General features: G+C 52.6%; 17 protein-coding genes. 5 read left to right on the top strand and 12 right to left on the bottom strand.

Annotated features, from left to right (window positions below):
- Positions 1 to 167: 167 nt before the first annotated feature.
- From RJ38_RS06350 to RJ38_RS06340, 3 genes are read left to right on the top strand one after another with little or no spacing between them, the layout of a single operon-like run.
- Entirely contained in the window at positions 168 to 821 is a 654-nt protein-coding gene (locus RJ38_RS06350; RefSeq protein WP_039018041.1) for an alpha/beta hydrolase, read from the top strand.
- Positions 821 to 1,165 (top strand): hypothetical protein, encoded by a 345-nt coding sequence (locus RJ38_RS19505; RefSeq protein ID WP_420319411.1) that lies wholly within the window; start codon positions 821 to 823, stop codon positions 1,163 to 1,165. The genes RJ38_RS06350 and RJ38_RS19505 overlap by 1 nt, the downstream gene beginning before the upstream one ends.
- The gene (locus RJ38_RS06340; RefSeq protein WP_039018040.1) at positions 1,165 to 2,322 is read left to right on the top strand and encodes an HD domain-containing protein; all 1,158 of its coding nucleotides are present in this window, start codon (positions 1,165 to 1,167) and stop codon (positions 2,320 to 2,322) included. Before RJ38_RS19505 ends, RJ38_RS06340 begins: the two co-directional genes overlap by 1 nt.
- Before the next feature lies 1 nt (position 2,323).
- Here the strand turns inward: RJ38_RS06340 and olsA are convergent, their stop codons facing one another.
- Both olsA and olsB read right to left on the bottom strand, forming a co-directional pair.
- Positions 2,324 to 3,151 carry a lyso-ornithine lipid O-acyltransferase gene (gene olsA, locus RJ38_RS06335; RefSeq protein ID WP_039018039.1) on the bottom strand — a complete coding sequence of 276 codons (828 nt, stop codon included), beginning with the start codon at positions 3,149 to 3,151 and terminating at the stop codon, positions 2,324 to 2,326.
- A complete protein-coding gene (olsB, locus tag RJ38_RS06330) occupies positions 3,151 to 3,927 on the bottom strand; it encodes an L-ornithine N(alpha)-acyltransferase (RefSeq protein WP_039018038.1) in 777 nt (258 codons plus the stop codon). The genes olsA and olsB overlap by 1 nt, the downstream gene beginning before the upstream one ends.
- Before the next feature lie 269 nt (positions 3,928 to 4,196).
- Here olsB and RJ38_RS06325 point away from each other — a divergent pair, with 269 nt between their 5' ends.
- Positions 4,197 to 4,808 (top strand): histidine phosphotransferase family protein, encoded by a 612-nt coding sequence (locus tag RJ38_RS06325; protein ID WP_039018037.1) that lies wholly within the window; start codon positions 4,197 to 4,199, stop codon positions 4,806 to 4,808.
- Between the two features lie 14 nt (positions 4,809 to 4,822).
- Here RJ38_RS06325 and RJ38_RS06320 read toward each other — a convergent pair whose 3' ends face one another.
- The 6 genes from RJ38_RS06320 to RJ38_RS06295 all read right to left on the bottom strand — a co-directional run bounded on the left by RJ38_RS06320 (position 4,823) and on the right by RJ38_RS06295 (position 10,451).
- Entirely contained in the window at positions 4,823 to 6,073 is a 1,251-nt protein-coding gene (locus RJ38_RS06320; RefSeq protein WP_039018036.1) for a glutamate-5-semialdehyde dehydrogenase, read from the bottom strand.
- A 30-nt stretch (positions 6,074 to 6,103) separates the two neighbouring features.
- On the bottom strand, positions 6,104 to 7,234 hold the full coding sequence (gene proB, locus RJ38_RS06315; protein WP_039018035.1) for a glutamate 5-kinase: 1,131 nt from the start codon (positions 7,232 to 7,234) through the stop codon (positions 6,104 to 6,106).
- Complete coding sequence (gene obgE, locus RJ38_RS06310) at positions 7,222 to 8,265, bottom strand: GTPase ObgE (protein WP_039018034.1); 1,044 nt, start codon at positions 8,263 to 8,265, stop codon at positions 7,222 to 7,224. The genes proB and obgE overlap by 13 nt, the downstream gene beginning before the upstream one ends.
- Before the next feature lie 265 nt (positions 8,266 to 8,530).
- On the bottom strand, positions 8,531 to 9,103 hold the full coding sequence (locus tag RJ38_RS06305; protein WP_052245237.1) for a GNAT family N-acetyltransferase: 573 nt from the start codon (positions 9,101 to 9,103) through the stop codon (positions 8,531 to 8,533).
- A gap of 358 nt (positions 9,104 to 9,461) precedes the next feature.
- Positions 9,462 to 9,731, bottom strand: coding sequence for a 50S ribosomal protein L27 (gene rpmA, locus RJ38_RS06300; protein ID WP_039018033.1), 270 nt, complete (start codon positions 9,729 to 9,731; stop codon positions 9,462 to 9,464).
- A gap of 21 nt (positions 9,732 to 9,752) precedes the next feature.
- A complete protein-coding gene (locus tag RJ38_RS06295) occupies positions 9,753 to 10,451 on the bottom strand; it encodes a 50S ribosomal protein L21 (RefSeq protein ID WP_039018107.1) in 699 nt (232 codons plus the stop codon).
- Between the two features lie 276 nt (positions 10,452 to 10,727).
- Between RJ38_RS06295 and RJ38_RS06290 the strand changes: the two genes are divergently transcribed.
- Positions 10,728 to 12,884, top strand: coding sequence for a tetratricopeptide repeat-containing sulfotransferase family protein (locus tag RJ38_RS06290; RefSeq protein WP_039018032.1), 2,157 nt, complete (start codon positions 10,728 to 10,730; stop codon positions 12,882 to 12,884).
- Positions 12,885 to 12,941: 57 nt separating this feature from the next.
- On the opposite strand, the gene RJ38_RS06285 is transcribed toward RJ38_RS06290, so the two are convergent.
- The 4 genes from RJ38_RS06285 to edd all read right to left on the bottom strand — a co-directional run bounded on the left by RJ38_RS06285 (position 12,942) and on the right by edd (position 20,297).
- A complete protein-coding gene (locus RJ38_RS06285) occupies positions 12,942 to 14,843 on the bottom strand; it encodes a hypothetical protein (RefSeq protein WP_039018031.1) in 1,902 nt (633 codons plus the stop codon).
- A gap of 279 nt (positions 14,844 to 15,122) precedes the next feature.
- Entirely contained in the window at positions 15,123 to 17,492 is a 2,370-nt protein-coding gene (locus RJ38_RS18040) for a M10 family metallopeptidase (RefSeq protein WP_156121779.1), read from the bottom strand.
- A 349-nt stretch (positions 17,493 to 17,841) separates the two neighbouring features.
- The gene (locus tag RJ38_RS06275) at positions 17,842 to 18,483 is read right to left on the bottom strand and encodes a bifunctional 4-hydroxy-2-oxoglutarate aldolase/2-dehydro-3-deoxy-phosphogluconate aldolase (RefSeq protein WP_052245235.1); all 642 of its coding nucleotides are present in this window, start codon (positions 18,481 to 18,483) and stop codon (positions 17,842 to 17,844) included.
- On the bottom strand, positions 18,480 to 20,297 hold the full coding sequence (edd, locus tag RJ38_RS06270; protein WP_039018030.1) for a phosphogluconate dehydratase: 1,818 nt from the start codon (positions 20,295 to 20,297) through the stop codon (positions 18,480 to 18,482). Before edd ends, RJ38_RS06275 begins: the two co-directional genes overlap by 4 nt.
- Between the last annotated feature and the right edge of the window lie 86 nt (positions 20,298 to 20,383).

The raw sequence follows: 20,383 nt of genomic DNA, 5'->3' as shown, positions 1-20,383 counted from the left end.
CGTCAAACAGATTGACGCCCGCGCGCTTGCACCCTATTTCCATTGGACCAGATACCGACATGAAAACGCATGCCATATGACAAAGCGTCACCATCCGGTTTAGAACCGTTCTAATATGCCCGAGGGAATTCGTCAACTATTCCCAGGCCCAACAAGGCAGGATTTAAATGCCCGAAGTAATTTTTCCTGGTCCAGAGGGCCGTCTCGAAGGCCGTTACCACCCGCAAAAGAAAAAAGACGCGCCAATCGCGATCGTTTTGCATCCGCATCCGCAATTCGGCGGCACGATGAACAACCGCGTGGTTTATAACCTTCACTATGCGTTCCATAAAATGGGCTTCACAGTGTTGCGGTTTAACTTCCGTGGCGTTGGCCGCAGCCAGGGTGAATATGACCAAGGTGTGGGCGAATTGTCTGATGCGGCAAGCGCGTTGGACTATCTACAGTCTATGAACACCAATGCGAAACATTGTTGGGTCGCTGGGTTCTCCTTTGGGGCTTGGATTGGCATGCAACTTTTGATGCGTCGTCCTGAGATCACCGGATTTGTGTCCGTGTCCCCCCCGGCCAATATGTACGACTTCAGCTTCCTTGCCCCTTGCCCAAGTTCCGGATTGGTGATCAATGGCACCGCTGACCGCGTCGCCCCACCGGCTGACACGCATACGCTTGTGAACAAATTGCATGAGCAAAAAGGCATCACCGTCACCCACCAAGAAGTTGAAGGCGCTGGCCATTTCTTTGAAGAACCTCACATGGATACCATGTTGGATTCCGTTGACACTTATGTGCGTCGTCGCCTGACAGAGACCACACGCTGATGGCAACACTTGACGATATTGCCGCGCAATTGGCTGATGATACCGTCAAGCTGATGAAGAAAACCGGTGAAGACCGGATGTATTATGAAGTCGCCAAGGTTCTTGGCGCTTCATCACAAACCTTGGAAGAGGCCTTTCTGACCGAAATTCGGGTTCGGTTGGCCGGCGAACAAGCCCGCGCCTTCCTGAAACAAAAGTTTGACGCGATTGCGGCGGCGGAAGCCAGGCAAACTGCCCCGCAGCCACCTGCGCCGACAGCGGCAGTTCGTATTGATCCAGCAGTGAAAGCCGCGAGCATCCAAGCGATCACGGGGCGACCACCCGCCAAACCGACTGGTCGCTGATGGATCGTTTGACCGCGCAGTTCGCTTTTCTTGACGAAATTGACCGCCTTAAATCAATTGATCGATCAAATTGCCTGATCGATCTGTCCCGGCACGAGAACTCAGCCGAACATTCATGGCATTTGGCGTTATTTGCACTGATCCTTGCGCCAGACGCAGGCCCCGATGTCGATATCAACAGAGCTATTCTAATGCTTTTGCTGCATGACATCGTCGAAATCGACGCGGGTGATCACCCGATTCATGAAAAACATGATTGGGAACAAGTTGCGATAAACGAACGTCTGGCAGCGGATCGGATCTATGGGCTTTTGCCGGATGATATTGCCCTCAATTTTCGCGCGACTTGGACTGAATTCGAAGCCTGCGCGACGCCCACAGCGCAATATGCGAAAATGTTGGATCACATCCAGCCCGTGTTTCAAACCGTTGCGCCGGACACACCGATTGACTGGCATCGTGACATCGCGAATGAAACCTTAAGCACAGGGCGGGCATCTTGGCTGCGCGAGGCATGGCCCGCACTTTGGCAATATGCGCGCGACATGACCGATGGCACCCTAACTGCGACGCAACGCGCGTCCGACCTTGGCCAGCGTTTGGCGTTTTTGCTTGAGGCAGATCAGCTTAAGTCTGTTTTGCGGGCCACGCCGATCGCGAATAACAGTCGGCGCGAGAATTCTGGCGAGCATTCCTGGCACATCGCGCTTTATGCGCCGACCCTTGCGGATCAGTCCGCGGCGAATGTGAACATCAACCGCGTCACGCAAATGCTTATTATCCATGACATTGTCGAAGTTGACGCAGGCGACGCCCCCATACATGGCGACTTTGATGCGGCGGCACAGAACGCTAAGGAACAATTGGCTGCGGCACGTTTGTTCGGCCTTCTTCCTGACGCGCAAAACCATGAAATTCGCGCGTTGTGGGACGAATTTGAGGCCGCTCAAAGCCCGGATGCGGTTTTTGCGAAATCTATCGACCGCGTTCAACCCTTGTTGCAAAATATGGCGGCAGGTGGCGGATCATGGAAGGACTACGACGTCACCATGGATCAGATCGACCGACGGGTTGGCGTGAAGGTCGCAAAAGGTGCACCAGAGCTGTGGAAGTTCATCCGTTCTCGCACGCAAAAATGGTTTAACAGAGTAACCTAAGTTATTGATTAAAAGGGTTTGAAACAGCCTTTTCGCAGGCCATAGCCAGTTCTTTACGCCCCGAAAAATCCCGAACATGCAACGGCGTGTGGCAAATCACAGTTGCAGTGCCTCTGCTGAGCGTTGAAAGCACTTTCAACAGATGCGGACCAAGGTCCATGTCACCCCACCATCCATAGAAATCATCTGGCTTTCCCGCCGGCGCATTGTAGAGCACCGTAACCGGCTGAATCGCCATTTGTTCGCGCAATTCCTGCGCAAAGAACGCCTGAAAAAGCGTTGATTTAAAAGGCAAAACTCGCAAACCATCTGTTGACGTTCCTTCCGGGAAAAACAACAATCTGTGGCCTTGGCTTAACCGATCATTGAATGTTTTGGTTTGCACCGCCGAATCCCTTGCGTTGCGGGATATAAATACGGTGCCGGTCAATCGCGCCAGAAATCCAATGCCAGGCCATGCGGACACTTCAGACTTGGACACGAAAAAGATGCGTTTGCGTGCATTTAGCACCAAGATGTCTAGCCAAGACGCATGATTGGCAACAACTGCACCGCCTTGCTTCATCACCGCTCCACGAAAGATAAAACGTAGGCCAATCACCACCAGAACTGCACGACAAACCAATGTGGTAATTCCTGGCGTGACGGGGCGACCCGCGCCAAATAACAGCTTTTCTGGAAGCCGTAAAATCACCGTAAGGACAACACCAGAGAGCAAAATCAACGCAACGAAAATACCCCGGACCAAGGCAAGCGCCCACCCCCAAAGCGGGATTGTGCCCATCACATCATTTAGATCGCCATCGGTCTCTTTTTCCCAGCGCGCCATTAGGGCGCCCTGCGATCATACAGACCTGTTTTACGCGCATTCATACGTTTCGTGTCCATCAATAAACACACATCTGTGGTGTTGAATTCATGGTCGATATACGCCCCCTCACCAACAAAACCGCCCAATCTTAGGTAGGCCTTAATCAACGCGGGAATGGATAACATCGCTTGTTTGCGGCTGATCTCATCCGCTGCCATCAAATTCATAGATTGGAACGCAGTCGGTTGTGCACGTACCCGCAAATCTTCTGGTGCGAGATGATTGTGATGCAGCAAAGACAATGCTTCTTTCAAAGGGTCAATATCCACACCATGAAAGCTTGCGACGCCAAACAGCACCTCTATTTCGTGTTCATGAACATATGCCGACAAACCGTTCCACAGATGATACATAGCCATCCCGCCACGGTATTCTTCATGCAGGCAACTACGCCCCAATTCCAACAGTTTACGCCCGGATGACTTCAATGCAGCCAGGTCATATTCGCTTTCTGAATAGAAGCTGCCTGCACGCTTGGCGGCCTCGCCTTGCATCAAGCGGTAAACCCCAACGACAGGGCCATCTGGGTGGTTATCGCGGTTGTGATCCAGCAACAGCAGATGATCAAAGAACGGGTCAAATCGATCACGCTCGAGCTTTTGTTCGTGATCAACCAGCGTGCCATCACCGCCCAACTCATCGACAAAAACGCGATATCGCAAGCGTTGCGCTGCTTCGAGCTCACCGGGTGTTTGGGCAAGACGACATTCAAACTGTGTATTCTTCGTACCCATACTTGAAACTCTATCCTGTTCAGAATGTCAGCTGTTTTTAGTGCGACTGGCGGAAATTGGCAAGGGCGCCTAGATGTCACCACCCCCATTCCCGCGCGGCACGAAAAACCTTCACATGGGAACAAAACCTTGCGTTTCCCGGTCATCCATTAACCATTAATTTACACTCTGCAAGGAATTTGGGGAATGCAACACGTCACCTCGTTTTACGCTCAATCAAAAGTCGGTATAAGAAAGAGCATATACAACCTAATCCTGAAGGGCCCCTCATGACACAATCAGATGCCACCCTCGCTGATCTACTTGGATCGCGTATCTGTCACGACCTGATCAGCCCGATTGGCGCGATCAGCAACGGCGTGGAATTGTTGGAAATGGCTGGACAATCTGGCACGAATGGCAGCGCTGAAATTATGCTGATCTCGGAAAGTGTTGCCCACGCCAATGCGCGCATCCGATATTTTAGACTAGCATTTGGCACGGCCACCCGGGGGCAAGGCATTTCCAACAGCGAGATCCAAAACATATTAAAGGATTATTCTGCTGCGTCTCGCGTACAGATCGATTGGAGAATTGGCGCTGATCCCGATCGCTGTGATGCAAAATTGGCTTTTCTGCTGTTGCAATGCCTTGAAACAGCAATGCCATTTGGTGGCACCATCAGCATTACAGAAGATGCGTCTGGTTGGAAAATTTCTGGACGCGCCGAGAAAATGAAAATCAATCCCGAGCTTTGGGAAGTCATTTCAAATCCTTCGGCAGATTTCCCTCTCAAACCGTCCGAGGTCCAATTTGCACTTGCGCCGCAAGCCGCCGGTCAAGCGGGACGCGTTCTTACGCTTGAGGTCGGCGAAGATGTTGGGATCGTTGTTCAGTTCTAAACTTTACCAGCCCCTTACGCCCGAACAGCGCCATCGCTGCGGACCAAATATTTGATGCTGGTCAATTGCGCGGCACCAACGGGGCCGCGTGCATGCAACTTTCCTGTCGCAATGCCGATTTCCCCGCCCATGCCAAACTCACCACCATCAGCGAATTGCGTGGATGTATTCTGCATCAAAATAGCACTGTCCAGCTGGGCAAAGAACTGCTGTGCGACCGCCTCGTCTTCAGCGATTATGCTTTCCGTATGACCCGATCCAAATTGACGAATATGCGCAATCGCGGCTTGTGCGTTGTCGACAACCTTCGCGGCTATAATCATATCAAGGTATTCTTTCCCGAAATCATCTGCATCCGCTACGCGTGACCCATCCAGCCCTTCTGCACGCACCTCAACGCCCTGATCTTTCAAGGCATCAACAATCGCCTGCCCTAGGCCATCCGCGATATCCTTATGGACCAACAAGCATTCCGCCGCGCCACAAATGCCGGTGCGACGTGTTTTCGCGTTTAATACAACATCAATGGCTTTTTGTGGGTCAGCCGAGGCATCCACGTAGATGTGGCAAATCCCCTCAAGATGGGCAAAAACAGGGACGCGCGCTTCGCGTTGCACAAGCCCCACGAGGCCTTTGCCCCCCCGTGGCACGATGACATCAATGGTATCGGTCATGGTTAACATTTCAGAAACAGCGGCACGATCACGTGTCGGCACCAGTTGAATTGCGTCTTCAGGCAACCCAGCGGCCCGCAGCCCTTGGGCCATCGCATTGCGAATAGCTGTCGCCGAATGCAAGCTTTCTGACCCGCCACGCAGAATGACTGCATTGCCAGATTTCAAACACAATGCCCCCGCATCTGCCGTGACATTTGGGCGACTTTCATAGATCACACCAATCACACCAAGCGGCGTGCGCACACGTTGAATATTTAGCCCGGATGGCTGGTTCCATTCGGCGATCACCTCGCCTACGGGGTCATCTTGCGCCGCGATTGCACGCAAACCATTCGCCATCGCGGTGATGCGATCAGCGTCTAGCAGAAGTCGATCCATCATTGCGTCAGGCAGGCCTTTATCACGTCCAAAAGCCAGGTCTTTCGCATTGGCGGCAATCAGATCGTCCATATTCGCGATCAACGCATCCGCAGAGAAATTCAGTGCCTTTACTTTGGCATCCGATGTCGCCATCGCAAGTACCGTTGCTGCATCTTTGGCGCGGTGGCCAATCTCGGCCATCAAAGCGGGAATATTATCTGTTGTCATCTGCTTATCCTTCTGTTCCCGTCTCGGGCCTTATTGCAATGCCATATCATCACGATGGATCAAGGCAGCGCGGCCATCATATCCTAAAATCTCAGAAATTTCGGCGCTTTTATGGCCTGCAATCTGTTCCGCTTCCACGGCAGAATATCCAGCAAGCCCAACACCAAGTTGTCGCCCATCAGATGTGCAAATTTCGACGGGATCCCCACGATGGAATCGACCTGAAACCTTGCTGACACCCGCGGGAAGAAGACTTTTCCCCGACGTGAGCGCATTGGCAGCCCCCGCATCGACCGAAATGACGCCTTGGCATTTCATCGACGCGATCCACGCCTTGCGCGCGGCTTGCGGTGTAGTCTGCGGAATAAACCAACTGGCCCGCGCGCCGTCCAAAATGGCCTGTATCGGCCGCAAAGCAGCACCCTGGGCGATCAACATCGCGCAGCCCGCTTGCATGGCGGTCTTGGCAGCCATGATCTTTGTTTTCATGCCGCCTTTTGACAGGCCGGACACACCTTCACCTGCAACGGCTTCAATTTCGGGTGTAATTTCCCGCACGATTTCAAAGTGTTCTGCGTCACTGTTGATCTGTGGATTGTCGGAATACAGCCCGTCCACATCAGACAAAAGTATCAGATGATCCGCACCGACGGTCACGGCGACCTGCGCCGCCAAACGATCATTATCACCAAACCGGATCTCATCCGTGGCGACGGTGTCATTTTCATTCACAATCGGCACAGCCCCTGCCGCCAGTAATTGCGCCAAAGTGGCACGAGAATTGAGGTAACGGCGACGATCTGCGCTGTCTTCCAACGTGACCAGAACCTGCGCGGTTGTAATTGCATGCGTTGCAAGCGCTTCTTCCCAGGCGCGGGCCAAACGAATTTGACCAACCGCCGCCGCGGCCTGCGCTTTCTCTAGCGAAAGCGGCCCCCTAGGCCAGCCCAAAACTTGGCGCCCCAAAGCGATTGATCCAGACGACACAAGAACAACCTGACTGCCACGTGCGTGTGCTGCCGCGACATCCTCTGCCAAACAGTGCAGCCATGCCGCTTTCAGGCGGCCAGTGGTTGCATCCACCAACAGCGCTGAACCAATCTTAAGAACAAGGGTTTTCGCCCCGCGTAGACCGTCGAGGCGTTCAGTTAAGGACGCCATGCCTCGGGTTCCCCTCCTTCTTCCTCTTGCTTAATGCGCAGGCGATCCTCTTCGATCTCGCCACGCACGGCACGCAAAACATCAAGCAGGCCTTCTTGGCTGACGCCCGACATTTGCATCACTTTTCCGCCAGACGCTTTTTCAAGCGCGGCAAGCTTTTCAGCGCGTTCTTCTTCATCAAGCGCGTCGACCTTATTCAAAGCTGTCACGCGTGGTTTATCCGCCAAATGACCGCCATAAGCTTCAAGTTCGCCGATAATGGTTTCGTAATCGGAAACCACATCATCAGAGGTGCCATCGACAAGATGCAAAAGCATGGAACAACGTTCAACATGGCCCAAGAAACGGTCACCAATCCCGCGCCCTTCCGAGGCGCCCGCAATCAAGCCTGGGATATCGGCCACAACGAATTCAGCGTTATCAACGCCAACAACCCCGAGGTTTGGGTGCAATGTGGTAAACGGGTAATCCGCAATTTTTGGACGCGCATTGGAGCTTGCCGCAAGGAACGTGGATTTACCGGCATTAGGCATGCCCAAAAGACCCGCATCCGCGATCAATTTCAGGCGCAGCCACAGGGTGCGTTCAACGCCTTCTTGACCAGGGTTTGCGCGGCGCGGCGCTTGGTTGGTCGAGGATTTGAAGTGCAAGTTGCCAAAGCCGCCATTGCCGCCCTTGGCCAGCAGAACTTTTTGACCAACCTCAGACACATCCGCAATCATGGTTTCTTGATCTTCATCTAGGATTTCAGTGCCAACGGGCACTTTCAAGATAATATCCGCGCCATCCGCACCAGTGCGTTGTGCGCCCATGCCAGGGATGCCACTTTTGGCAAAGAAATGCTGTTGATAGCGGAAATCGATCAATGTGTTCAGGCCTTCAACGCCCTCAACATAAACGGAACCACCTTTGCCGCCATCACCGCCATTGGGACCACCGTATTCAATGTATTTCTCTTTACGGAAGCTGACACAGCCCCCGCCACCACCACCAGAACGGATGTAGACTTTGGTAAGATCGAGAAACTTCATGACGTGGCCCTTTTGTTCAGCGCATTCAACCGCTGCTTGGTCTGGCGATAAAGGACAAGTGCCCCGGGTTCAAGCCGTGCAGCGCTTTTACCTTGATCTGTACCATATTCTTCGAGCCAGATTTACGTATAGTCTGGCTTGAAACGTGAATACCAGAAAAATGACCCGTGGCGCAGACAATTTAGGTCCGCGATATAGGCAGTTCCCCCTAGTGTCACGCTGCCACCAAGGCACCCGATCAATGTAATATCGTCTTTGCTGCGACTTATTTCAGCTTTTTGACATAGGTCCAGGTGGCGACATTGGCCATACGGGCCACGGAATAGTTTTCCGCATCGCCAATATAGGCAAAGCCAGCATTGGTTAAAACGCGTGCCGATGCGGGGTTATCCTGAAACACAGCTGCAAAAACAGTGTCACAGTCCTGGGGGTTGGCTTGTAAAATCGCGTTCACGGCCTCGGATGCCATACCTGAATTCCAAAAAGCGGGTGCGATCCAATAGCTAATCTCGGATTGTTTACCCATACGGGTGCCCATATCTTGGCGCGTCGATGAAATGACACCGATCACTTCTGCGTGGCCAGACTTGCTGCCATCGAGAACCCATAAATCTTCTGTGCGATCTGCGGCATTGGCGCGCGCAACAAACGCATCCGCTGCACCAGGCGGGTATGGATGAGGAATGGACGCCGTATTGCGGGCCACGCGAATGTCGGATCCATGCATCTCGATCAAGCCCGTGTCCGATTTCTGTGCCGGGCGCAGAGTAAAACGTTCAGTTTCGATGATCATTTGCGTTGTCGAAACTTCCGCCGACGTCGGGATCTCAATATTCATATCTCTCCTCCTTCGGAAAGCGCTTGATGCACATAGCTTTCATTCGAAAAGCTCTCCATCCATGCAAACGCGTATTTTCCATCCATCTGGTAAATATTTGGTAACAATTTTCACAACTACAAGAAGTAAAACCGAATACGTCATATTCTTTAATAACTATACGCCCCGCGCCCTGCTTACCCTCCGCAGTGAAGCCCGAAACACTCACTCTTTACGCCCTCAACATCAAGGCCCCGTGATCCATTCCCCAATGGATGATCAAAGCCTGATTTAATTTTTGTTAAGGGAAACAATTTCACAACAAAAAAGGGACCGGCTCTGAAAGCCGATCCCAATATCTTAACCTGAAAGGTTCGGCTTATTCAGCGGCCTCCGCCACTGGAAGAACCGAAATAAAGGTGCGGCCTTTGAAGCCTTTTTTGAAGGATACGGTGCCTTCAGTAACAGCGAAAAGCGTGTGGTCTTTGCCTTCGCCTACGCCAACACCTGGCCACCATTTGTTGCCACGTTGACGGGCAATGATGTTGCCTGGGATGACAGCTTCGCCACCATATTTTTTAACACCAAGACGACGACCGGCTGAATCGCGACCGTTTCTGGATGAGCCGCCTGCTTTTTTATGTGCCATGAGGTTCTCTCCTTAATCCGATTATTTCGCGAGCTCAGCGGCTTGTGCCACCCAGCCTTCACGTTCGATGCGGCCTTTAAAGGACAGTTTTTCGTCCATGGCAGCGATATCGTCAGCATTCCAGCCAGCGATTTGTGCGAAAGTTGTGACGCCAGCTGCGTGCAGCTTTTTCTCAAGCGCCGGGCCTACACCAGACAGAACCTTAAGATCGTCAGCGCCCGCAGGTGCTTCAACTTTAGCAGCTTTCGCTTTTTTCGGTGCAGCAGCTTTTTCAGCAGGAGCAGCAGCTTTTGCTTTCTTAGCAGCAGCGCCTTTCTTGGAAATCGCAGGTGCAACAGCCGCGTTCATTTCAGCAACAACAGCCGCTGGAACAGAACCGGTACCGATCGCAGCTTTAACGCCGGATTTGTCAGCGCCTTTCTCGAGGATCTCAGTGATCCGTACGAGAGTCAGCTTTTGACGGTGGCCTTTGGTGCGCTTGGAAGAGTGCTTACGACGACGCTTTACAAAGTGAATTAGTTTTTCACCTTTGATCTGGTCGATAACGTCAGCTTGAACAGCAGCGCCTTCAACAGTCGGGGTGCCAACGGAACCACCAACCATGAGAATCTCGTTGAATTGGACAGTTTCGCCCGCAACAGCAGCAATACGTTCAATACGCAGGACGTCGCCTGACTGAACTTTATATTGCTTGCCACCGGTTTTCATAACCGCAAACATTTGATATTCCTTTGTTTTCCGCGTCATCCGGCCCATGGGTCTGCCCCCATATGTTTCTGCGTTACCGCACCTTAAACTGCGCGTCCCTTCGGACGTTTGTCATAAAAAACCCCGAGCGAATGCCCGGAATGAAGCGCGCTTATCGACGGGATGGGGAAAGAAGTCAAGCGTTCATGGGGCATATGTCGCTGAATATATGGCCCTTGATCCGCTATTGGCCCTTTTCGTAGCCCATTGAAGGCGATAGGACAATGGAAACCAAAGTTTGAGGTCCCAATGCTTCCGATCAATCCACAGCAGATCCCTACCCTTTACAAGCAAGCACTTGTACTGAAGTCAAAAGGCGACGGAGATGGGGCCCGCAAGCTTTTGAACCAGATCATTGTGACCCGCCCACAAACAGCTGAGGCACATTTCCAGCTGGGCGAACTGTATTTACTGGCGCTCGATTTTCGCCGCGCGTCTGGCGCTTTGGCCACCGCGGCCAAGCTGAAACCCCGCGAGGGTGCAATTTGGACACGCTGGACAGAAGCGCTTATTCGTCTGGATGATGCCGCAACGACGACGAGCGCCCTGAAGCAACTGGCGGCATCAGGCCTGCCGAAGAACGTGCAAAGGCAAATTTCTGCGCGTATTTCATCCTCTGCTAAATCCTCAAAAATTGACACGGGCGGCATTGCCCCCGCAAAGCTTCAGGCAATTGTCGCAAAGCTAAACACAGGGAACTTTTCTGACGCCGAGGCATTGATACGCGCCCTTCTCGGGAAACATCCTAACGTCGCGGTACTATATAATATGTTGGCAACGGTTCTGAAGGACACCAACCGCCTTGACGACGCGATTTCTGCGGCGAAAAGATCCACGCAGCTTGATCGCAACTACGCTGAAGCCTGGGCCACACTTGGCGACATCTGCCTACGCCACAATCGAAACCAAGATGCTGTGCAAGCATTGGAACAAGCGCGCTCGCTCACCCCAGCCGCACCCGGTGTTTTGCGCAACCTTGCAGCGGCCTATTTCGAACAAGGGCAGACCAGGCTTGCCTTGGACACGCTTGAGATGGCGTTGAAACACGATCCAAAGTCGCCCGACGCCTTTTATCTAAAAGCGCGCATCCAATCCGATGTGCAAGACCATAAGGCGGCCATGGACAACATCCAGAAGGCGCGCAGCGCAGGGATGAACACTCCTGCGGTTATCAATCTTGAAGCCTCAACCCTGAATGCATTGAACGACGCAGAATCCGCAGTCGCCCTGCTGGATGAGGCCCTAAAGGCCCAACCTGATACTGCGTCTTTCCATCGCAATCGCGCAACAATCCTGCAAAGCATGGGGCGTTTTGAAGAAGCCCGCGACAGCTTGTCCGCTGCAATTCGGTTGGAACCAGAAAACGGTCAAAACTACCGTGCGCTCAGCGCGTCTCATATGTTCACCCAAGATGACCCGCTGATTGATGAATTGAAAGCCGTTTGGGCCCGCGACACGTTGAAACCTGACGACCGGATGCAGCTGGGATATGCGCTATCCAAGGCGATGGAAGACAGCAAACAATATGACCAAGTCTTTCCATATCTCAACGCTGCCAGCGCGATTGTACGTGAAACGCACCCCTATGACATCAAGATCCGGCGCAAGGAAATTGATCAGGTCAAAAAGATTTTTGCCAATTTCACCCCCGACGATCATCCACTGACCAATCATGATGAAGACTATGCGCCGGTCTTTGTCACCGGCATGCCACGATCCGGCACAACACTTGTGGAACAAATCATCGCGACCCACAGCACCATGACCGGCGCTGGCGAACTTGGGCGGTTCTCGCGTTCTGCATTTGAAACATCGATGATGCCCACAAGCCCTGCGCATGTTGACGAGGTAGGTGCAGAGAAGATCACAGCGCTTGCGGAAGATTACAAAACCTACATTAACGGTATTCTGCCTGAAGCAAACCAAATCACCGACAAATCCATTCAAACCTATTTGCTGATGGGCTTGGTCTGGTTGGCGATGCCTAAGGCGCGTATCATCGTTGTGCGCCGGGATCCGCGTGACAACCTATTGTCAATCTATAAGAACCTATTTTCAGAGGCGCGGCACCTGTACAGCTATGATTTGGAAGATCTGGCAGCCTATTACTTGATGTTTGATGAACTCATTGCGTTTTGGCGCGACATCGCACCGGATCGGTTTTATGAAGTTCACTATGAAGACCTCATTTCTGACCCAGAAGCCCAAAGCCGCGCCCTGATTGAAGCGGCCGGCCTTCCTTGGGAAGATGCATGTTTGAACTTCCACCAGAACAAACGCCGCGTCGATACTTTGTCTGTCTATCAGGTGCGCCAACCCATGTATAAGTCGTCAATGGCAGCTTGGAAACGCTACGAGGCCGATCTACAGCCACTGATCGACGCGCTTGGTGATCACGCCACCTGAGGCCCGCGTGGGAATTCCGCCAATAGACACAGGATGACACAGCGGGTTAACCTGTGCTCAAACGGGGGTTGTGCCAATGCTGGGGATCCAACGGAAAAGTGTCTTTCCACTCAGGGGACCCACACGTGTCACATCTGTGCGCAGCAACCCTCGGTGTGCCGGGTAAGGCATCACTGCGCCTGTCAGATCTTGGCTTTGCATCGCGTAACGCCAGGCCGTTGGCGCCGCGTCGCATTGCAAAGTCACTGTGCTTCCCGAAATGACGGTGGCATTGATCGATGCCCCATCCACTTCAAATCCAAGGTCCTCAATCCCCTCGCCGCCATATTTTGCGGGGTCATGCGCGACGAGCCCCTCATCCGCGTTTAAATTGAACGTCAGCGTAAGTGTGTTTCCCAGCAGTGTAGAAACAGGCTTTACGATGTTCCAATGCCCTCCCATTTCGTCACATGAAATCGCCCAGGCAAACACCTCAGAAAATTCAAGCGTTGCTGCGGCGTCCGGATGAATGGCATTCACATCGTCCGTTTCATAGGCATACAACGGCACCATCAAAGCCCCAGTGTCCGTCGCGTATTGCAATTGTTCCGCTTTTACATGCCAGGTCTCAGGCCCGGTGTTCAAATCTCCATTTGCCTGACTGAATACAAGTTTTGGCGATACGCCGGGGATCTCGCTTTGCAATTGGGCCAAATGATCCACCAGAAAACGCTCGATCCCGTCACGCCACACACCAGGTGATCGGTCCTTGTCACCCTGCCCCTGTACCATCAACGTATAACGGCATATCGCTTGCTGCCCCTGCGAGGCGATTACAGACGTGGCTTGCCCAAGCCAATGCGCGTTATTGTCATGAATGACCAGGCTATTGCTTCCTGTTGTTGGATCCGCATCCATATTGTCGATGCGCTCTCCAGCATATCCCGAAAAGCCAGTCAAAATCGCGGGTGACCCAGGTTGGCGCATCTTATTAAGCGCTGCTGCAATCGGATGCCCCACCATAAGGTTTCCCGCGATCTTTGACGGAACCATCCCCGTGGCACTGATTGCGGGATTAAAACCCACGTCCCGGGCACCTATCACACCAGCTGAGATCCCATCCAGACGTTCAAGCCCAGACAGCATCTTCACACCGCGACGGTCTGCAAAATTATGAAACTTCTTTTCTGCCGCAGTCGCCATCGGTCCCAACCCAAGGGATTGGCCGTTGACAGGCAGCATCTCAGTTTGCCCCACAGCATACACGCGTGGCGCATTCGTCAGCCTTTGCTTCCACAATGCTTCGACGGTTCCCGGCAATGTCCTATCCGGTGACAAAGGATATAGGGCGAGATCATGCAAAACCATGTTTGCATTGCTCCCAATCTGTACGTCATCAAGGGACAGTGTGGTCATTGCAGTCGCGCCTGCGCCCCCCGTTTCAAAGCCGTCTGCGTTCATCAAACGAAACTGACTTCCCGCAGACATCCCCTCAGTCGCCGGTTCGACCAAGAATGCCAGCACTTGGCGTGTCCCGTAGTCATTCACCTGGTCAAAAGTGCCACCGGTGTTCCCCGGTCCAAGCCCACTTACAAAACCACCATGAAGATAACGCAAGTAGAAACGCCCTGCGGTCGCGCTGCTTAGTTTCAGGATGAAACCCGTTTGAACAGGATCATCCAACAAAGTCATATCGGCAACGACCAAAGCCCCATACCAATCCACCGCGTCACTTTGCCAACGAAGATACTTTCCAGCAGAAAAATGAAACCCAACGGGGTTCATTTGAACAGCGGGTCCGCCACCTTCAACGGTTAAGTTTGCGCCCAAATCACCCAGTGCTTGCACCGACGTCAGTTCACCATTTTCCTCTAGGGTCACACAATCAGTGTTCAAGCGCAGCCCTGCCATCGGTGGCCCTGAAAGCACCGCCTGCCTTTTCCCGGCAATCGCTGGAATTGAAATTTCGAAACCTGGCATATTTTGCTCCCATCCTGCATTGGCCGCAATTGCCCCTGCATTTTTCGGGCGCTCTGTTGCCCATCACTTCAAGACCTACCCAACCCTGCCCCTAGCAAAATTGGCTGTTGCGCATATCTTGAGACGCGTGTCTTCAAGACAGGTAACACCACAGAACGCGGCGTTATGGCCTCGTAAAACATGGGTTTAGTGGGATTTCATCTCAGCAATGCATATCAGTTTTTGAGAAACTTAAGACGTGTCAAGCACGGGGCGACAACGCCGCTGCTTGACGAATTATCAGACCATTTCCAAGTCGTTTTGGAGCTGTAAAATTGTCGCGTTCTCGACAGTAAGCATATCACCACTGCCAAAGTCGAAGACCACATCCACCCCCACTTGTGTTGCAAAGGTGAACGCATCCTGGCCCGCGCCAAAGGTGAAATTGTCCAGTTGAATGGTGTCAACGTCATCTTCAAAGTCTTTGATCGTGTCGTGATCGTCGTTCTTATCGAAATGAAACACATCCGCCCCGCTGCCGCCGAACAACAGATCAGTGCCCGTCCCGCCTTCAAGTCGGTCCGCGCCACCGCGCCCGTATATCACATCATCGCCCCCAAATGATTTCAATGTGTTTGAACCAGATGTGCCATAGATCGTGTCGCCGCCCGTTTTGGAACCAGATACGCTTTCGAAACCGTCAATCGTATCATTGGATGCCCAAGACCCTGAGACCGTGTTCGCCTCAAGATCAATCGTGATCCCTCCGGTGCTGTCATAATAGCTGATGTAATCCTTGCCTGCCCCGCCAATGAACGTTTCAACGCCGCCACCGACCCGCACGTAATCGTCGCCATCCCCAAGATCGACCTTATCCGTGCCTTTCCCCGCATAGACTTTGTCTTTCCCGCCATAGGTTTTGATCGTATTGGATCCCGTCGTGCCATAGATGATATCATCACCGGTTTTGGAACCGGATGCGCTTTCAAAGCCATCAATCGTGTCGTTAGAAGCCCAGGACCTTGATACCGTGTTGGTCTGTAGATTGATCGTCACGCCGCCTGTGCTGGCGTAATAACTGATGTAATCCTTACCAGCTCCGCCATAAAAGCTTTCCAAGCCGCCGCCCACTTTGACGTAATCATCCCCATCTCCGAGGTAAACCACATCCGTGCCTTTGCCGGCATAGACCTTGTCTTTCCCACCATAGGTTCTGATGGTGTTGGATCCCGTCGTGCCATAGATAATGTCATCACCGGTTTTGGAACCGGATGCGCTTTCAAAGCCTTCAATCGTGTCGTTTGAGGCCCAGGATCTTGATACGGTATTGGTCTCTAGATTGATCGTCACGCCGCCTGTACTGGCGTAATAACTGATGTAATCTTTACCAGCACCGCCAAAGAAACTTTCCAGGCCACCGCCAACTTTGACATAGTCATCTCCGTCGCCCAGATAGACCGTGTCATTGCCTTTGCCGCTGTACACTTTGTCGTTTCCAATGCCTCCGTGCAGGGTGTCATTTCCGTCTTCGCCATAGAGCTTGTCATCCCCAACGCCGCCGTAAATGGTGTCATTCCCAAGCCCGCCATAGATCGTATCATTGCCACCAGCACTTTCGATCTGATTGTTCGCCTGATTGCCTGTGATATTGTCGTTTCCAGATCCGCCTTTTGCATTTTCAATCAACGACGCCGTGTTGCCCTGAAATTGAAGCGCATTAAATATGTTACCTCGGGCGTGGTTACCGCCGCCAAGATATGCCTGTTGCGCGCTGCTGAAAATCGAATGACCGCCGGCTTGCAGGGATATGGTCAAATCATTGCTATACAGGCTTAAATCATATGTATCCGTTCCACCGCCATCCCAGATGGCAGCGAAAATCCGATTGCCGCTTGCATCAATTCCAACGGATCCATTCACTAGGGTATCGCCCGACACTGGGTTCCACTTGTAAGTGGTGTCCCCAGAGTTCGTCGTGAAATCAGCGCCATACATATGTTGAAGGGCTGCAATATCATTCACCATATAAGTTTGCGGATATCCATAGGTCTCATTTGTATATCCGCTGGTGACCGACCCATTCACATATGACCGGTAAGACATCACTGTGTATTCCAAACTGTCTTGTTCCGATGGTACAGCGCCAAATCTGTTGGTTTCATGTGCATGTTTTAGCCCAAGCGCATGGCCGATCTCATGCATATGGGTCAGCCACGAATAATTCCCAACAACAGGGTTGTTGAATGTAGAGCTATTGCCAAACCAAGTGTCGCCACCAGAATTACTAAACGATGGATAATATGCCCAAGCGGTCGAAGGTTGGCTTGAGTCCGCAAAGCGCAAATGGGCATTGACCGCTGTTGTTTCTGAGAACGCTACATTCGTGAAACCTTCAATGGAAAAGCCATTGTTGGCACTTCCCGCATGGTCGTCGGATAACATCGTTCTGATTGCATTTTTTTGTTGCCCAGAAATGGTCTGAAAAGTCGCAGCTTCACCAGAATAATTATATTCAGTGGCGCTCGTTGGGAAAGAGAACAGAAAATTCGTCCCCCCCCAAGCAGATCCCGAAACGATACCATCTATATATTGATCGCCCGTCGCGAAAACATTCTTGGTCGTATGCCCCGTACCACTCATTAGAAACCCACCCTTTACTACCCAAGTCACGAAGCTTCATCCATGTTCCCCAACACGGCAGCCCGCTGTTTGTGTAGCTCGAAGAAAGCCTTTCTCCCTAGAACGCTTTATGTTCGATTTTATTTTCCCTTTATGATATTTTTCATACAAGTCAGCCACTTACCACAAAACGAACATTATAATTCAGCACAAGTAATTGATATCACGAAAGATTGGCTGTGCAGAACGCATCAGGCATGTCACCAAGGTTCAATAGGATTGCCCAGAAAGAAAGTTGTGATCAATTCGAGTAAAATTTGCGTCCCATAGGGTCATCTCGATGGGATGGATATCGGTCATTCTCGCCGGGCCCAAACCTAAGCCCAAGAATATGTGTGACTTACGATCCAATACCAGACGCATCGCAGGCCAACTTCTCAATTCGCTTCCAATCGCCAGCTTCCATCGCATCTTGTGGGGCAACCCAGCTGCCGCCCGCGCAGATGACATTGTCCAACTTCAGATAGTCGGGCGCATTTGTTGGGTTGACCCCACCGGTTGGACAGAATGAAACCTGAGGCAACGGCCCGCCAAGTGACTTTAACATCGTCACCCCGCCAGCGGCTTCTGCGGGGAACAATTTCAAGACGTCATATCCGCGTTCAAGCAATACCATCGCTTCACTCGCGCTGGCAGCCCCTGGCAACAAGGGCATCTGCACCGTTTCACAGGCCGTCAATAACGCGTCTGTCGCCCCCGGAGACACCGCGAATTGGGCGCCCGCCGCCTGGACCGCACGTATATCCTCTGCCGTTAGAACGGTACCAGCCCCCACCACAGCGCCAGGCACAGCGGCCATTTCAGCAATGACTTCAAGGGCTGCAGGCGTGCGCAACGTCACTTCAAGGGCAGGCAATCCCCCATCCACCAACGCTTGTGCCAAGGGTCTGGCATGAGCCACGTCGTGGACGACAAGCACCGGGACGATCGGTGCCAATTGGCATGTCTTGCGGATCGCATCGCGCGAAAATTGTGAATTCATGTTATATCTCCAAAAACAGAGGCACCGGTGGTCACCGGGCCAACAGTGCGGCGGAAAGCTGCGAACAATTCCCGCCCAACGCCCGCGTCATTCTCTGATAGGTCAGGTTGCACCGCGTCGCGATCGGCCACCCCGGGCGTCAGGACTTCAACCGTGCCGTGCTCTGGGTCCAACCGAATGATATCGCCATCCTGAAGCCGGGCAAGCATTCCACCGTCCATCGCTTCTGGGCTGACGTGAATTGCGGCCGGTATTTTGCCTGATGCACCGGACATCCGCCCGTCTGTCAACAACGCAACCTTATGGCCACGCCCCTGCAAAATGGACAGCACAGGCGTCAAAGCGTGCAGTTCCGGCATGCCATTGGCTTTTGGCCCCTGAAAACGCACAACCACGATCACATCACTGGTGAATTCCCCGCGCTTAAACGCTTCCTTCACCGACGTTTGATCTTTGAACACCCGCACGGGTGCCTCGACCAATCGATGTTCAGGCGCGACGGCTGAAATTTTCATCACAGCTGATCCAAGATTGCCCTGCAATTGAACAAGCCCCCCACTGTGTTGAAACCCATCTGACGCTGGTCGTAATATCTTGTCGTTCAAGCTGTGTCGGTCGCCATCTTGCCAAACCAGCGCGCCGTCGATCAACTTTGGATCCCTAGTGTAATGGCGCAATCCAACGCCTGCCACGGTCTTCGTGTCTGCGTGCAAATAGCCATGGTCCAGCAGGGATCCAATCATAAACCCCAGACCGCCTGCCGCATGGAAATGGTTCACATCCGCAAGCCCGTTCGGATAGATCCGTGCCATCAAGGGCACGATCGCTGATATCTCTGCGAAATCCTGCAATGTCAGAAGTATCCCCCCAGCCCGCGCCATTGCGATCAAATGGATCAACAGGTTGGTGGATCCCCCGGTGGCCATCAACCCGACAACCCCATTTACATAGGCTTTCTCGTCAAGGATTTCACATGTTGGGGTATAGGCTTCGCCCAACGCAGATAGGGATAACGCCCGCTGCGCGGCTTCATACGTCAATGCCTGTCGCAAATCGGCGGATGGCGGAACGAAACTGGCCCCAGGCAGATGCAACCCCATGAATTCCATCAACATTTGATTGGTATTCGCCGTACCGTAAAACGTGCATGTGCCTGGTCCGTGATAGGCGGCCATCTCGGCGGCCATCAAGGTTTCACGACTGCACTCACCGCCCGCAAATTGTTGCCGCACCTTGGATTTCTCGTCGTTCGACATCCCGCTTTCCATTGGGCCTGCGGGCACAAATACCGCCGGCAAATGTCCGAATGACTGGGCCGCAATCACCAAACCCGGCACGATCTTATCACAAACCCCGAGATAAACGGCGGCGTCAAATGTATTGTGGCTTAAAGCAATCCCTGCCGCCATCGCGATCAAGTCGCGTGAAAATAGGCTCAACTCCATGCCCGCTTCGCCTTGTGTCACCCCATCGCACATGGCAGGCACACCACCGGCCACCTGCGCCGTCGCCCCAAAATCTCGCGCCGCCTTGCGCAAAATTTCGGGATATTTTTCAAAAGGTTGATGCGCAGAAAGCATATCATTATAGGCCGTTACAATACCCAGATGCCCAGCGTTTTGCGTCACCAATGCCGCCTGATCTTGACCCGCACCCGCATAGGCATGTGCCTGACCACTGCAAGATAGATGTGCGCGCGAAGGCCCTTTCTGTTTCGCAGCCTTCATGCGTTTCATATATCGACCGCGCGTTTTCGCGCTGCGCTCAATGATCCGTTCCGTGACGTTTCGAATTGTTGGATTTAGCTCGTTCATTCGGTCACTTTCCGTTCCATGTTGCCTTACGTTTGGCTTGAATTAAAATGATAGCGCTAACATTTATCATTTCAATGTGATTTTCA

Origin of the sequence: Halocynthiibacter namhaensis (genome assembly GCF_000812685.1) — a bacterium.
Taxonomy (GTDB): domain Bacteria; phylum Pseudomonadota; class Alphaproteobacteria; order Rhodobacterales; family Rhodobacteraceae; genus Halocynthiibacter; species Halocynthiibacter namhaensis.
The sequence above is the reverse complement of the archived record's forward strand: the minus strand, read 5'-3'. Positions and strand labels throughout refer to the sequence as shown.